Annotated in this window: 16 protein-coding genes; 9 read left to right on the top strand and 7 right to left on the bottom strand. The window is 45.1% G+C overall.

Features of this window, described 5'->3' with window-relative positions; genetic code table 11:
* Nucleotides 1–63: 63 nt before the first annotated feature.
* Nucleotides 64–1662: a glycosyltransferase family 39 protein gene (locus ACOGW3_RS21540; RefSeq protein WP_419904829.1), complete on the bottom strand. Its 1599-nt coding sequence runs from the start codon at nucleotides 1660–1662 to the stop codon at nucleotides 64–66.
* Between the two features lie 135 nt (nucleotides 1663–1797).
* Between ACOGW3_RS21540 and ACOGW3_RS21535 the strand changes: the two genes are divergently transcribed.
* On the top strand, nucleotides 1798–2814 hold the full coding sequence (locus tag ACOGW3_RS21535; RefSeq protein ID WP_419904828.1) for a glycosyltransferase family 2 protein: 1017 nt from the start codon (nucleotides 1798–1800) through the stop codon (nucleotides 2812–2814).
* Between the two features lie 84 nt (nucleotides 2815–2898).
* Entirely contained in the window at nucleotides 2899–3552 is a 654-nt protein-coding gene (locus tag ACOGW3_RS21530) for a class I SAM-dependent methyltransferase (protein WP_419904827.1), read from the top strand.
* Nucleotides 3553–3558: 6 nt separating this feature from the next.
* Here ACOGW3_RS21530 and ACOGW3_RS21525 read toward each other — a convergent pair whose 3' ends face one another.
* Both ACOGW3_RS21525 and ACOGW3_RS21520 read right to left on the bottom strand, forming a co-directional pair.
* Nucleotides 3559–3864, bottom strand: a complete 306-nt coding sequence (locus tag ACOGW3_RS21525; protein ID WP_419904826.1) for a hypothetical protein — start codon at nucleotides 3862–3864, stop codon at nucleotides 3559–3561.
* Between the two features lie 239 nt (nucleotides 3865–4103).
* Nucleotides 4104–4904 (bottom strand): GntR family transcriptional regulator, encoded by an 801-nt coding sequence (locus tag ACOGW3_RS21520; RefSeq protein ID WP_419904825.1) that lies wholly within the window; start codon nucleotides 4902–4904, stop codon nucleotides 4104–4106.
* Nucleotides 4905–5037: 133 nt separating this feature from the next.
* On the opposite strand from ACOGW3_RS21520, the gene ACOGW3_RS21515 reads away from it, so the two are divergent.
* Complete coding sequence (locus ACOGW3_RS21515; protein ID WP_419904824.1) at nucleotides 5038–6171, top strand: alpha-hydroxy acid oxidase; 1134 nt, start codon at nucleotides 5038–5040, stop codon at nucleotides 6169–6171.
* Between the two features lie 28 nt (nucleotides 6172–6199).
* On the opposite strand, the gene ACOGW3_RS21510 is transcribed toward ACOGW3_RS21515, so the two are convergent.
* Genes ACOGW3_RS21510 through ACOGW3_RS21500 form a run of 3 tightly spaced genes read right to left on the bottom strand, consistent with a single transcriptional unit; the run spans nucleotide 6200 to nucleotide 8854 of the window.
* Nucleotides 6200–6667, bottom strand: a complete 468-nt coding sequence (locus ACOGW3_RS21510) for a GDYXXLXY domain-containing protein (protein ID WP_419904823.1) — start codon at nucleotides 6665–6667, stop codon at nucleotides 6200–6202.
* Nucleotides 6658–7827, bottom strand: coding sequence for a DUF4401 domain-containing protein (locus tag ACOGW3_RS21505; protein ID WP_419904822.1), 1170 nt, complete (start codon nucleotides 7825–7827; stop codon nucleotides 6658–6660). The genes ACOGW3_RS21510 and ACOGW3_RS21505 overlap by 10 nt, the downstream gene beginning before the upstream one ends.
* Nucleotides 7820–8854 (bottom strand): DUF2157 domain-containing protein, encoded by a 1035-nt coding sequence (locus ACOGW3_RS21500; protein WP_419904821.1) that lies wholly within the window; start codon nucleotides 8852–8854, stop codon nucleotides 7820–7822. Before ACOGW3_RS21500 ends, ACOGW3_RS21505 begins: the two co-directional genes overlap by 8 nt.
* A gap of 210 nt (nucleotides 8855–9064) precedes the next feature.
* On the opposite strand from ACOGW3_RS21500, the gene ACOGW3_RS21495 reads away from it, so the two are divergent.
* The 3 genes from ACOGW3_RS21495 (at nucleotide 9065) to ACOGW3_RS21485 (ending at nucleotide 10938) form a co-directional block, all read left to right on the top strand.
* On the top strand, nucleotides 9065–9457 hold the full coding sequence (locus ACOGW3_RS21495; RefSeq protein WP_419904820.1) for a VOC family protein: 393 nt from the start codon (nucleotides 9065–9067) through the stop codon (nucleotides 9455–9457).
* Nucleotides 9458–9559: 102 nt separating this feature from the next.
* Nucleotides 9560–10315 (top strand): FkbM family methyltransferase, encoded by a 756-nt coding sequence (locus ACOGW3_RS21490; RefSeq protein WP_419904819.1) that lies wholly within the window; start codon nucleotides 9560–9562, stop codon nucleotides 10313–10315.
* Nucleotides 10316–10446: 131 nt separating this feature from the next.
* Nucleotides 10447–10938 carry an AAA family ATPase gene (locus ACOGW3_RS21485; protein WP_419904818.1) on the top strand — a complete coding sequence of 164 codons (492 nt, stop codon included), beginning with the start codon at nucleotides 10447–10449 and terminating at the stop codon, nucleotides 10936–10938.
* Nucleotides 10939–10941: 3 nt separating this feature from the next.
* On the opposite strand, the gene ACOGW3_RS21480 is transcribed toward ACOGW3_RS21485, so the two are convergent.
* Entirely contained in the window at nucleotides 10942–11778 is an 837-nt protein-coding gene (locus ACOGW3_RS21480; protein WP_419904817.1) for an RDD family protein, read from the bottom strand.
* Between the two features lie 225 nt (nucleotides 11779–12003).
* On the opposite strand from ACOGW3_RS21480, the gene ACOGW3_RS21475 reads away from it, so the two are divergent.
* The 3 genes from ACOGW3_RS21475 to ACOGW3_RS21465 all read left to right on the top strand — a co-directional run bounded on the left by ACOGW3_RS21475 (nucleotide 12004) and on the right by ACOGW3_RS21465 (nucleotide 14090).
* Nucleotides 12004–12522, top strand: coding sequence for a beta-eliminating lyase-related protein (locus tag ACOGW3_RS21475; RefSeq protein WP_419904816.1), 519 nt, complete (start codon nucleotides 12004–12006; stop codon nucleotides 12520–12522).
* 103 nt (nucleotides 12523–12625) lie between these two features.
* Nucleotides 12626–13060 carry an IS200/IS605 family transposase gene (gene tnpA / locus ACOGW3_RS21470; protein ID WP_419901154.1) on the top strand — a complete coding sequence of 145 codons (435 nt, stop codon included), beginning with the start codon at nucleotides 12626–12628 and terminating at the stop codon, nucleotides 13058–13060.
* A 79-nt stretch (nucleotides 13061–13139) separates the two neighbouring features.
* Complete coding sequence (locus tag ACOGW3_RS21465; protein ID WP_419905970.1) at nucleotides 13140–14090, top strand: tryptophanase; 951 nt, start codon at nucleotides 13140–13142, stop codon at nucleotides 14088–14090.
* Nucleotides 14091–14115: the final 25 nt, after the last annotated feature.

Below are 14115 nucleotides of genomic sequence, written 5' to 3'. Positions count from 1 at the left end.
TATAGCGTGCTAAACGCCGTTTGGAGACTTCAATGCGGTGGTCTTGGGTGATCCTTGGTGAGATCAATTTGGGCGGTTTTCCCATAGATCAAATCGATCAGTTTCAAGAATGCTTTTGTAGTGATTTAAGAGGAAATTGTGGATTTCTGGGTGTTTCGGTAAAATTTCACGGCTATCCAATTTATGGCCGGTAACCCACGGTGTTCCATCCTTTTTTTGGACGATGAAATATTTTGGAGGTGATTTTTTTAGCCGATCCAACAAATCCTTCGTATACCTTTCGTCATAGAAATCGACAGAAAAAGGCCATGTATAAGGGTATCGATATTCAGGAGATGTATTTTGCAAAAAATATAGGGCTGTTTCATATCCCCAGATAAACATGGTTTCATCAGGTTTTCGTATCTTTGACAGCGTATTGCTAAATTTTAAAGTTTCCGGGTAATTAAAGTCACGATCAACGTCGTATTCCTCTAGACGTACTTGTAAGGGCACATTAAAAATTACCTCTTTAATACCTTTAAAGTTTTTCTCAAAGGCGCTTGTCATTAGAACTAAGCTGACCATGAGAATGAGCCAAGTTGTAAATCCATTAATGGCTATTTGGGTACGGAGTTTGATCGATAACAAAATAGCTTCAGTTGCCAAGCCAAAAAGTATAGCGTAGCCGATTAATATGGGTATAAAATGATAAGCAAAACCTTTTCCCTGAACAAAGCCAGACAACCAACCTGCGGCGATCAACATTATTGTGACAACATGTAGTAATGAGGCGCCTTTTTTAACCATTCCGGCTATTAGCATGCCCGTGCCAAACAAGACTAAAGTGGCGTTGAGTTGGGAATACGATAGAACAATAGCAATTGCGACCAATGCCACCCTCAAATTATTTCTTGAATATTCAACGTATCCTTTTATGAACTCCTGGATTTCAAGAAATGGCATCAGCGTATTTGTCGAGGCAAGAAAGGATACAATAATAGCCAGAAATGTCAGTCCACCTAAAACGAACCACATTAAGTCGCGCCAAAAGAATTTGGTACTTTTATCAGAAGTCAGCATGGGGGCGAAAATCAGTATCCCACCTCCGGCAATAGTGTATTTGTAAGTGAACGCTATCCCCATTACAGCACCTGCATAAAAAATTAACAGGAAGCGTTGGTGGTTATCAGGATGCCGCCAGGCTAGAGAAAGTAATAAAAGGCTAATGATTAAACATATTGCAGCCCATTCATCTGTCTGTGCATGCTCCCAATAAGTTAGTGAATAAAACAAAGATGAAAAACCAGCGGCAGCACCTATTGCCAATGCCTTCGATCCTCCTAACCGAAGGATAGCAATTGATAAACAGGCCATGCCGAACATTACAAATAACATGTCCAGGTATCTGATTGAATATACGGAATGCCCAAATACTTCTAAAGCAAGCCAGTGGGTCGCTGTCGTCATGGGGGGCTTGATATTATACACATCCCGGTAAGTAGACAGTCCATCCTGAAGTGCGCTTGCTATTGTGGCATGTATACCTTGATCTCGTGAAAAAGGCTCGAATAGGGTAAAAGCACCTAAAATCAGAGGAATTATGCTGGCTGCTAAACAGATTTTCCAAGACGAGTGGTCAACTATATCAGTCTTCAGAGTCATACTATTGATTACTGTCATTCACTAGAAAATCCCGTAATTAGTGTGGGTTTGGTTTAGGAATTTCCTCATAAAAACTTGATTAAGTCAATGGGATAGGCTAGCAATTCTCTAGTCATTATTTAAGTCCAATCTGCTTATCAAGGACAGGTCTACATGAATTCTTCACCCGAACTGGCTCAGGCCCATCTTGATAGCTTATCGCTGAAGTCTTCCGATCATGACTTGGTATCCGTTATTGTTCCCTTTTTGAACGAGCAAGATACGTTAATCAAACTGAATGATAGAATCTCTGAAGCTTTTTCATCACTCAACAATCCATATGAAGTAATTTTCGTCGATGACGGCAGTGTTGATGAGGGGGTAAAGATTGCTGAAGGTTTAAGTGAAACGGATAATCATGTGAGGGTTATTCGTTTTACAAGAAACTTCGGTAAAGCTGCTGCGATTTCGGCTGGATTTCGAGAGGCACGGGGAAGTATTGTGGTGACAATGGATGCAGATTTACAGGACGATCCCGCAGAAATACCAAATTTTTTACAAAAGCTTTCGGAAGGAAATGACTATGTAAGTGGATGGAAGCAAAATCGTAACGATCCTTTAGGTAAGACCCTTCCATCGAAAATTTTTAACTGGATGACATCGAAGTTATTTAACATTGAAATTCATGACATTAATTGTGGGTTCAAAGCGTATACACGTAGGGCAACAAATCATCTGAACTTGTATGGTGAAATGCATCGGTTTACTCCTGCTATATTGCATTCAGCCGGATATCAGGGGGCAGAAATTCCAGTCAAACACAGCGCACGAGAATTCGGTGTTTCAAAATATGGAAGCAAACGAATGATTAAGGGTTTGCTGGATATGTTTACCGTTAAGATGATGACAACCTATAACGCTCGACCGTTACATTTTTTTGCAATGATCGGACTTCCTCTTTGCTTATTAGGGACGTTGTTTATCGCCTATCTTTCAGCTTTGTGGGTTCTGGATCTGGGACCAATAGGTAATCGCCCACTTCTTCTTATTGGGATTTTGCTATTCGTTACAGGAACGCAAGTACTTAGCGTGGGTTTTGTCGCAGAACTGTTTCAATCGTCCAGAATTCGTGAAAATCAAAAATATGTCATTGATCAAGTTACTGAAAATGGCCGCCGTATAGAAAAGTAGCAAGTAAATTCACTAATATTGAGAGCAATGCTGATGGATGTGTTTCGAAACACTTATGTGAAATGCGTACATGGAATTAGGGAAGTGCTACGCGGCATTAATTTGTTGGCAGTATTAGAGAAGCCTAAAAACCGCCCATCGAAATGGTTCCGCTCCTTATTCGCTATTTATGATCTAGATGATATGGTTCATCTTGGTCTTCCCTGGTGGACATTTGATGCAGTAGAATTCGTTGAATCATTTTTGGAGGAGCGAAAGGACGCGCGTGTGTTTGAGTGGGGAAGTGGAGCGAGCACCATTTGGCTCTCGAAACACAGCTCGGAGGTTGTCTCGGTTGAGCATGATCCTAAATGGTCAGAAAGAGTTGGATGTCTAATCGAAAATTTCTCCAATACAACCCTGAAAGCTGTACCTCCGAAATTAAGCGGTTGTATTCGATCGAATAGAAAAGGTTATGAAGATCAATTTTTTGATGATTATGTTCAGTCTATTCATGAGGAAGAGGGAAAATTTGATCTCATCGTGATTGATGGTCGAGCTCGAGAATCATGTCTAACCGAAGCCGCTAAAAAACTTGCAGAGGGTGGGTATATTCTTTTTGATGACACAAAGCGAATATGCTACCAAACGGCGATCAAAAAATCAGGATTACGGCAAAGGCGGTTGTCGGGGTTGGCAGTATGTCTTCCTCTGCCTGATGCTACCGATTTGCTTTCTCATCCCATGTCTTGTCAGTAGATAAAACTAATCCTTAGACAGTTGACGTTCTCTAGCCTCTACCTTTATTGCAGATTTAAGATTGTAGAGCATTAAGACCAGTGTTGCTGCCATGACAATAAAGATTGAAATCGAACCTGCTCGTAAACCTTCTAACGCCATTAATAAAGATGCGATAGAACGAAGGACAAAGAAGCGAGCTGAAACCGTTGGTTTCCCTGCTAATCGGGTTTCCCAAGCCTGTAACATCCAAGAACCGAAAAAAATCGCCCCTCCAATTAAACCAACTAACTCATTTTGACTTGTCTCGAGGAACCATTCCAACAACGCCATTCGTTTACTCTCCATATTATATGATAGGCCAATGCTTTTTACTAATTTCAATTGGTCAAACCCAATTGGTTGTGGTTTTACACTGAGTTTTTTGGACCTTTTGCGGGGGCAGTACTCTCACCATGAGGGGAAAATTAGTTGTGATTCAATATATCTATAAACTTCATAGCATAACAATACAGATCTACGGTTTCGTTATTCCACGTAATAAAATTGAGGTTCTGTTATCTCTATATCGCTTAACTTTTCTTTCCACTCTTAGTGTTCTTGCGCTGTTTATCCATGTAACGTTCCAAGCGTCGCTTGGAGACTTCAATACGGTGGTCTTCGCGTTCAAGGTCACGGATGGCCTTTTGCACGTAAGCGAGGTGGTCGCAGGCGGCGTCGTGGGCGTCGTCTGGTTTACCAGCCATGATGGCGTCGTAGATGGCGTGGTGTTGGGCGAGCAGGAGGTCGCGCGAGCCCTGATGGGTGTAGAGCTGTTTGCGGCTTAGGAACACGCCTTGTTTGAGGACTTCAACCATGGAGCGGATTACGTGGAGCAAGACCACATTGTGCGCGGCCTCGGCGATGTTCATGTGGAAGTCTGCGTCGATGCTGGCTTCCAACTCCAGATCTCCTTTTTCATGGGCGGCGTCCATGGCCTCTATACAGGTGGTGAGGATTTTACGGTCGGCATCTGTGGCGCGCTCGGCGGCGAAGTAGGCGGCGTTGCCTTCGGAGATGGAGCGAAACTCCATAAAGTCATCGACGGTATCGGGGTGGTTTTGAAAGATCGCGGTGAGGGGAGTGGTAAGAGAAGGGCCGAGGAAGTTTTTGACCAGTGTGCCACCGCCCTGCTGGGTTTCCAGCAGGCCTTGGGCTTCGAGTTTCTGTAAAGCTTCGCGTAAAGACGGCCTGGAAACATCCAGTTGCTGGGCCAGTTCCCGTTCAGCAGGTAGATATTCACCGGGGGGCAGTACGCCTTCGAGAATGTAGGTTTCAAGCTGTTTGGCGACGGTGTCTGACAGTTTTTCGGACTGGATCTTTTTTAACGCCATCTCATAACTTTCATGTGAAATCAAAAATTGGTAATAAATATTTACCACTTTACATTATTGGTAAAATTATTTATCCAATATGTCAATGTTCTTGAGCGAGTAACGACCAGATAATCAAATAGGAAAACCTGACATGGCACAGATACTTGAAATTGCGGACCTGAAAAAGCTCGCTCAGCGCCGGGTGCCAAAGATGTTTTTTGATTATGCTGATTCCGGTTCCTGGACCGAAAGTACCTATAACGCCAACGAAAGTGATTTCCAGAAAGTCAAATTCCGTCAGCGTGTTGCCGTAGATATGACCAATCGCACTTTGGCGACCCAGATGGTTGGACAGGGTGTGTCTATGCCCGTGGCGATTGCGCCAACGGGGTTGACCGGGATGCAGAGGGCGGATGGTGAAATCCTCGCGGCTCAGGCCTGTGAAGAGGCTGGGGTACCCTTTACCCTTTCCACCATGTCGGTCTGTTCCATAGAGGCAGTAGCTGAGAAAACCACCAAGCCGTTCTGGTTCCAACTTTATGTAATGCGTGACAAGGATTTTGCTGGGCGTTTAATCGACCGGGCCAAGGCGGCGGGTTGTTCAGCCCTGGTTCTCACGCTCGATCTTCAGATCCTGGGGCAGCGTCATAAAGACCTGCGCAACGGTCTCTCGACACCGCCTAAATTCACACCACACCACGTTTGGCAGATGATGACCCGTCCGGGTTGGTGCCTGGGTATGCTTGGCACCAAGAACCGGAGTTTTGGTAATATTGTCGGTCACGCCCAAGGGGTTGAAGACCTGAGTTCGTTATCATCATGGACGGCAGAACAGTTTGATCCCAAGCTATCGTGGGATGATGTTGCCTGGATCAAGGAGCGTTGGGGCGGTAAGCTGATCCTCAAAGGAATTCTTGATGCCGAAGATGCCCAGATGTCTCTGAAAACCGGGGCCGATGCTATTATTGTCTCGAACCACGGCGGACGACAGCTTGATGGGGCGATATCTTCCATTGAAGCCTTGCCGGAAATCGTCGAAGCGGTGGGCGATAAGGTCGAAGTCCACATGGATGGGGGCATCCGCTCCGGCCAGGACGTGCTCAAAGCCGTAGCACTTGGGGCCAAGGGGACTTACATCGGCCGTCCTTTCCTCTATGGTCTCGGGGCTATGGGCAAGGCAGGGGTGACCAAGACACTGGATATCCTGCGCACAGAGCTGGATGTCACCATGGCCTTGTGCGGTAAACGCGATATCAACGACGTCGACAATACAATCCTCCGCTAACCTTATGTAATAGAGCCCCGATTGGGGCCTACGGCTGATCGACCAATCCGACAAGGATGTGGTTGCCCTTGTTGTCGAATTTGAAGACGCCGTATTTTGCATTATTGTATTTGTCTGCGTGACCTTCCTGGAAAAAGAAAGAGTCCGGGACAATGCGCACACCGCCATATTCAAGGTGGTAATAGAGCCGTTTCTCATCTTCTGCCAAAGGGGTGTCATCGGCGAAGCGAACGAAGCTTGCTACTTTTTGCGCATTGGTTTTGACGATCATATAGCCGCTTTGGATTTCGGGGACTGTGATATCCTTGCGAAGGTCTCGTTCTATTGCATAGCGCAAACGCATGTAGTCGCCCTGGATCAGGGATCTGGGATCAACTGGTGCGAGTTCAAGCAGCACGGTTTCACCGTTCTCTATGATCTGTTCCTTGTCATAAATGGCGTAATTTAAGGCAATGAGAACCAGAACCGAGAGGGCGACCATGATTTTTATCCGCATGTCGCATCTCCTTGCCCGGTTTCATCACTTAGGTGTAGCGGGTTTTGGTCCCAACCTTTGAGTTTCAAATAGAACTTTCCAGCCAGGAGGATCACACCACTGCTGATCAAAATACCCGATTTTTGGAGAAGGGTGATGTCGAGATTGTAGTAGTAAAGGCACAAAAATACCGGCAACAATAGAGCGCCCAAGAGCGTGTAAAGCCTGTCGTGTCTGGCGTAACCAAAGATCATCAAGCCAATGGCAAGAATAACGCCCGGGACTGAAAGCAGACCAAGAAGAATTGCCCCGGTGATACCCAATAAAATAGGCTCTCTTTTTAGTTTATCCAATCCGCCAACCGCCCAGACCATCAAGGCTATCAGGGCAGTAGCCAATAGGATGTTTACAATCACAGGCGCGATAACAACCCGGTCATCCAGATATCCAAATTCGGCATGGGAGCTTAGGAAAAGAACCGAAATACATAGTGAGACAACAAGTGCTTGGGCCAAAGGAGCCATGCCAGGCCTTGTCCTTGGGTTGATCAGCAAAAAGGCAGCAAGCCCCAGTTGGATAGCAAAGAAGCTGTTATAGAGAATATCTTTGGACAGGCCGAGGTTATCATTCCATAGAATATTTAATAAAACCGATACCAACACCCCTGTGCAGGAGAGAAAGCGTTCTATAGACAGCCGGTACATTGGATAGGTTAGGGCTGTTATCATCAGGGCGGCGAGGTTGATGCCCCAGCCATCCCCGTCTAACAACTCGGCGATGCCAAAAATAAACAACAGTTTTCCTGCGGCGATCAGTGCAAAGGAAGTTTGAAGGAAAAAGCTTTGTTTAAGAGAATGGTTTGTGCCCATCACCCGGTAAATACTCAGTGCCGCACCTATAAATAGTCCGCCCCATACCAGAGCTTCGAACTCATTGTTAAAGCCGATAATATCTGCGACCATCAGAAAGCCTATGAAACAGATAGAAGCGATAAAGGCCCCGATCCCGGCAAGGATTTTGAGATAAAAGGGCAGATCAGGATCTTGTTGCTGTTTGATAATAAAATCAGCAAGGTCTGTATCTGAAGTAATTAGGCCTTTTTTGCCAAGGGCTTTGAGTAATTCGGCCGCTGTAAAATTCTGCCGGCTGTTCTCGTTATAAATTGCTGGTTGATCAGGCATTTTCGACCTCCAACTGCGCGGTAAGTCGGCGGAGGAACAGAGTGAGCCCTGTAACAACCCCGATCGTCATTACCCCCATAAGTAGGAACATGACCGCGTCTTCACTTTGGAAAAGCTCAGCTAATGATCTGATGACCGCAACTTCGATGATGATGCTAATCGCGATGACGACGGCCGCAAGTGACCACATATCTTTTACAATATAGCGATAGAAGTAATAGAACCCACTTTGTCCAACCACTCCAATAAGAGCGCCGAGAAGAAGGGAAGGGTTCGCATCATCCGGTTCGACAATCAGTATGAGAATTGGTGTCAGCATAAGCGTTAAATTGGCAATAAGGAGCACCCAACGTGTCCAGTCCTTCGACAGCCAGACGAAAGCGAGCTTCGGGGCCAGAAATTCTCGAGCAACGAGCACCGTAACATTGAGAGCCATCATCAGTACAAGCACGAATGTTTCGATTTCTCTGGACGGTAGAACGGCTTGATCCCACCAGAGCACGACAAAAGTATTGGTGATAACCAGCCATAAAATCCAGTGGGCCGCGAAGTTGGAGATGATCACCCAACCTAGAATGAGTAGGGACCATACCAGAAAGAGCTGATAAGCGTCGGCACCAGTTTGATAGATCTGTCCAAAGACAGCAAGGAAAACCCCCACAAGGACACTTGCTGATAACAGGGAGAGCTGCCCTGAATACCGGGAAAGAGAGCAAAAGTATGCAGATACAAGGCTTGTGATAATGCCAAATTCAATTAGCCCAAGCTTAAAATGAGACGGTATTCGTGCCCAGTTAAAGGCAAAAAAGAAGACAACACCTGCAAGGGCAAGGCAAATGCCCAGCCCGAGCAACATCCTTGAAACCCATACCCCCCATTGATCATGTGGCGTCAATACCTTAAGGGCTTCATCCCTTGCCATACGGGTGATTTTGCCGTGACTGTAGAGCAGGTCAACCAGGCCCCGGTTCGCTGGTATTTGATCCAGACTAAGGGAAGCTTTACTGTTTGGTTCCAACGCTGTCATGTCTTATACCAGCCTAAAATGGATTTCGTTTTGATACGGTTTATTTGCTGCGGTGATAGAAAAATATATTGAGTATTTATCATTCCCGGTTGTGGAAGTAAGGTCAATTGGCTTTTTTAAAAGAGTTATCGGTTTTGGTTGGGTCGGTGGAGTGACCAGCTTAATACTGGTATTCTTCGCTTATTCTTATAAAACAATGACGAGTTTCTGATGATTTCCCACGTTTATATTGGTGTATCTGACTTTAAAAAGGCTTTTGAGTTTTACGATGATATTTTGTCGGAATTGGGGCTGGTTTTAAAGTTCTCAGAACCGGAGAAACCCTGGGCCGGTTGGATGATGCCGGGTCAGGCACGGCCATTGTTTTTGATCGGAACTCCTGAAAATGGGGAAGATTGTTCAGCCGGAAATGGTCAGATGATGGCACTGCTGGCGCCAAGTCGAGAAGCGGTTGGTCGCGCGTATATTAAAGCTTTGGATAGAGGCGCGCAATGCGCAGGAAAACCCGGTCTTCGGCCACAATACCACCCGGATTATTACGGTGCCTATTTCCACGACCTGGATGGCAACAAGATTTGTCTTGTCTGTCATGAACCGCAATGATCAGGTTGTAAAAGGTTCTATTGTATAGAGTAAATGGATTTTTCTTGGCAGGAAACGATCCCTCCTGTAAGAAAGGTGACAAATATAATTGGGGGCTTATTTATGTTTAAATCTACGACTTCTTCACCTTTGATTTCCTTTGATGAGAAAATCCAGGATGCCTTATTGCCTTCAACCATTTACAGCTGGATCAAGACGAGAAAATTTTCTCGCAAAGGTGAAAAAGAATTGGAGCTGGTCCCTTTTCTTGCGCGATCAGATAAGGCGGCGATTGATATCGGGGCCAACAAAGGGGTTTGGACACATCGGCTGCTTCAAACTTGTCCTGAAGTCTATGCTTTTGAGCCTAATCCGAAAATGTATCGTCGGCTGGAAAAGTGTTTTGGAAAGCGTGCGCGTGTCTCCCCCATCGCGATATCCAATGAAACCGGGTCATCGGTACTGCGTATACCAAAAACGTCAGGCGGGTATTCCAGTCAGTTGTCAACATTAAGCAGTGTTCAGGAATTTGACGATCATTTGCCCGTAGATGTCATTACGTCGAAGTTGGATGACCAAAAAATTGATAATGTGGGCTTCATCAAAATTGATGTTGAGGGTTTTGAATTACAGGTTCTGGAAGGTGCTAAAGAAACCATTGAGCGGGATAAACCCGTTCTGGTAATCGAAATTGAAGAAGCACATACCAAAAAAGATATCTCCTCCTCAATAGCGTTGGTTGAGGCTTTGGGCTACGACACTTTCGTCATTGCTGATGGCGTTTTTCAGCCGCTACAAAATGCACACGCTGGAAAGCAGAAATCACACTCGGGTGAATATCTTTTCAATTTTATTTTTATTCCAAAATCCAACTCCTAAAGAGCTTTCTTTTTAGTAGGCTGTGGATTAATTACGGCTTTCTTTGAACCATAAGTAAGTAGGTTCGGTTTAACCGAGGCCTCAGCTTTGCCTGTTTGTTTTGTCGAGTTTGGAATTTAGAGGAGCAGATCGTGGCAAAAGTATTTTTAATTGTGGGTAATGCCGGGGCAGGAAAAAGCACTTATGCCGGCCAGTTGGCGGCAAGAAAAAACGCGATCGTTTTTTCTGTTGATGAGTGGATGAAGACCCTGTTTTTTATGGATATGCCTGATCCGCCACTCTATTTCTGGGCGTTGGAACGCACTCAGCGTTGTGAGGCTCAACAACTGAGTGAAAGCCTCAAAATACTGGATAAGGGTATCTCAGTAATCCTCGATATCGGTTTCTTTGCCAGAAGTCAGCGCGAACGGGTTCAGGACTTCCTATGCGATCATGGCGTGGTATTTGAAACCCATTATCTCGACGTGGACAAAGAAACCCGCTGGGAGCGTGTTGATTACCGCAATCAAGCCCAAACCGAGACATTTCAATTCGAAGTCTCTCGCGAAATTTTCGAGTTCTGCGAAACTATATTTGAGCCTCTGGACGAAGACGAGCGAGCCAATGCGGTGGTGGTGTCGTAGGTATTAATAAAAACGGGTTATTATCCAATAACAAAATATGCCAATAATGCAGAGGATAAACTGCTTGGTATTATCCTCTCTCTGGACGGTAATCATTTCTAGATTTTTATCCCATGAGGTTCTTTTCCTCATCGTGAGATCTAAATAGCCATAAACTTGGGTGATCAAGTTTATTATAGGAATTCCAAATGCGAGGCCGTTTTTCCAAACGAAAAATTCACGCTTTAGGGCGGACTTAAATTGTATGGAAGACAAATCTTTTTCAAGGGTTTTAATTCCAAAGCACCATCTACCAATTGTGTTTCCTGCTAAGCCAATAAGAGACGCATTCAACAATATGGCAAATGGGATGTATATGACGTAGGTGATAAGAAGGATGACCATTAATTCTAAAGGGGAGAATTGGTTAACCTGTGCAGAGGCCATACCGGAGGTTAAAAAGTTTATTCCCGGAAGATATATAAACTTTAAATAGATAGAGATGTCGAGAAAACGTGCGAAAGAACGTCTCCATGGATGAGGAGAAGCATCTTTCCAATCGTGATCTACTTCAAGAGGGTAATCATAAGGCTTTATCGTATTATCAGCAGACGTAGGCGTTGAATATATTGGTGGTACAGTATTTCCCGTAGGTGTAAATGCAGAATAATTGTCGAAGTCTTGCTGTGAGAAATCGTCTTGGTGTATGCCGAGTTCTTTATAAGAGGTCCACTCATCTGATCCTTCAGGTCTGACGAAGTTATAACCAGCAATCTGTTTTTCTTTGAACAGGGTAAAGAGCTGTAGTTTTGACACGGGGCCAAATTCAGTATTGTTAGACCAATAGTACCAAGATTGCATCGTGAGTCCTGATGTTAATGTTGTAATAAGACACCTTAGATAACAACCATAGCTATAGAATTGATTTTATTTGATCGCAAGTTTTAACAAATATCTGTGATGATAGTGGGTATTTAAAGCCATCTTGACCTAAATCAAATTCATCGTAATCAATAATAGCTATGTTCCTCTTACTGGCCACTTGATAGAGCTTTGCGAAGGCGTGCTCTGTCCTCAAGGGTTGAAATGCCAAGTCCGCGTGGGCTTGGTGTCTGGAACCCGAAGGTTTTTTCCTCCAAGCCCATAAAAGATTTATTTTTTATGGAGAATGAAATGACCATTCAATCCTGGGCCGAGCCTTACAAAATCAAAATGGTAGAACTGATCAAGATGACGTCGCGTCAAGAACGCGCTCAGGCGATCAAGGAAGCCGGCCTCAATACTTTTTTACTTAAATCCGACGATGTCTATATTGATCTATTGACTGATTCAGGCTGTGGCGCCATGAGCGACAAGCAGTGGGCAGGGATGATGGATGGTGATGAAGCTTATGCAGGGTCCCGGAATTTTTATCACCTCGAAGAAACCATTCGATCTTGTTATAATTATAAATACACACTGCCGACCCACCAGGGCCGTGGCGCAGAGCACATCCTTAGCAAAATCATGATTAAGCCCGGTGACTATGTACCCGGCAATATGTATTTTACGACCACCCGATTACACCAGGAACTGGCCGGGGCGACTTTTATCGATGTAATTTAATCCGGTAAACCCCCGGCTATGCCGGGGGACTCTCAATGGTTTGACCGTTCCCACGGTCTTACATTTCTTTGTTTATTGACCAAAATAACAAAGGAATTAGCCGATGAGAGATTACAAAAGCCTTGCACATACGAGATGGGATTGTAAATACCACGTGGTTTTCATCCCTAAACGCAGGCAAAAAGTTATCTATGGCAACCTACGTCAGTATCTTGGTGAAATTTTCCATGAACTGGCCGGGCATCGCGAAAGTAAGATTGAGGAGGGCCATTTGATGCCGGATCACATTCACATGTGTATCAGCATACCGCCCAAACATGCTGTTTCAAAAGTCGTTGGATACCTAAAAGGAAAAAGCGCGATTGCCATAGCTCGAAAATTCAAAAATAAAGCACGGAATTTCAAGGGTGAAAATTTTTGGGCCCGTGGATATTTCGTCTCAACTGTAGGGCTCGATGAACAGATGGTGAGGGAGTATATCAGAACGCAAGAAGAGCGTGATAAGTACTTTGACCAAATGGATATATTCAATCCATAACCGCTTTAGCGGTTCCCAATTTGCCCCTTTAAGGGGCTCACCCGCTTAAGCCCCCGGCTTTGCCGGGGGTCATTTAACTATTGACGAAGCTCATGATCCAAGCTCAGATCATCCGTTCAAGGGAAATATTGATTTAGATAAATTTCAGGCATTGATCGAGCGGGTAGGGGCTGAAAAAATTCCCTACATTTGTGTCGCAACTTGCGTGAATATGGCAGGAGGGCAGCCGCTATCTCTAGCGAACCTTCGCGAGGTTCGGAAACTGTGTGATATCCACGGCATTAAGATCATGCACGACATGACCCGTGTGGCGGAAAATGCCTTTTTTATCCAGCAGCGCGAAGAAGGTTATGGCGATAAAACTGTTGCCATGATTACCCACGAGATCTGTTCTCTCACCGATGGGGCCACCATGTCGGCCAAAAAAGATGCCATGGTCAATATTGGGGGTTTCCTAGCTCTTAATGATGATAGACTTTACGAAAAAGCCTGTGAGTTGGTGGTGATCTATGAAGGTTTACACACCTATGGCGGCATGGCCGGACGGGATATGGAGGCACTGTCCATTGGGATACGTGAAAGCCTTTGCGATAATCACATCCGTGCCCGCATTGGCCAGGTAGAATACCTTGTCAAGAAGCTTATGGATGCGAATGTTCCGATTGTTCGACCCATTGGTGGGCATGCGATCTTCCTGGATGCTAAAGCGATCCTACCCCATATCCCTCAGGAGCAATATCCAGCTCAGGCCCTGGCCGCGGCGCTATATGTGGAAAGCGGTGTGCGGACCATGGAACGTGGTATTGTTTCTGCTGGGCGAAACCAGGAAACTGGAAAGAATCACGGCTCAAAACTGGAGTTGGTGCGCATGACTATTCCTCGACGGGTTTATACCCAATCGCATATGGATGTTGCGGCTGAGGGGGTTATTTCTCTCATGGAAAAAGCGAATCAAATCCGGGGATTAGAGTTCACCTACGAGCCCAATTGTCTGCGCTTTTTTATGGGACGTTTCAAAGCTGTTGAATAAAGCTGTTGAATAAAGACTAGGAAAA

The organism is Kiloniella sp. (assembly GCF_965205715.1).
GTDB lineage: Bacteria > Pseudomonadota > Alphaproteobacteria > Kiloniellales > Kiloniellaceae > Kiloniella.
The sequence above is the reverse complement of the archived record's forward strand: the minus strand, read 5'-3'. Positions and strand labels throughout refer to the sequence as shown.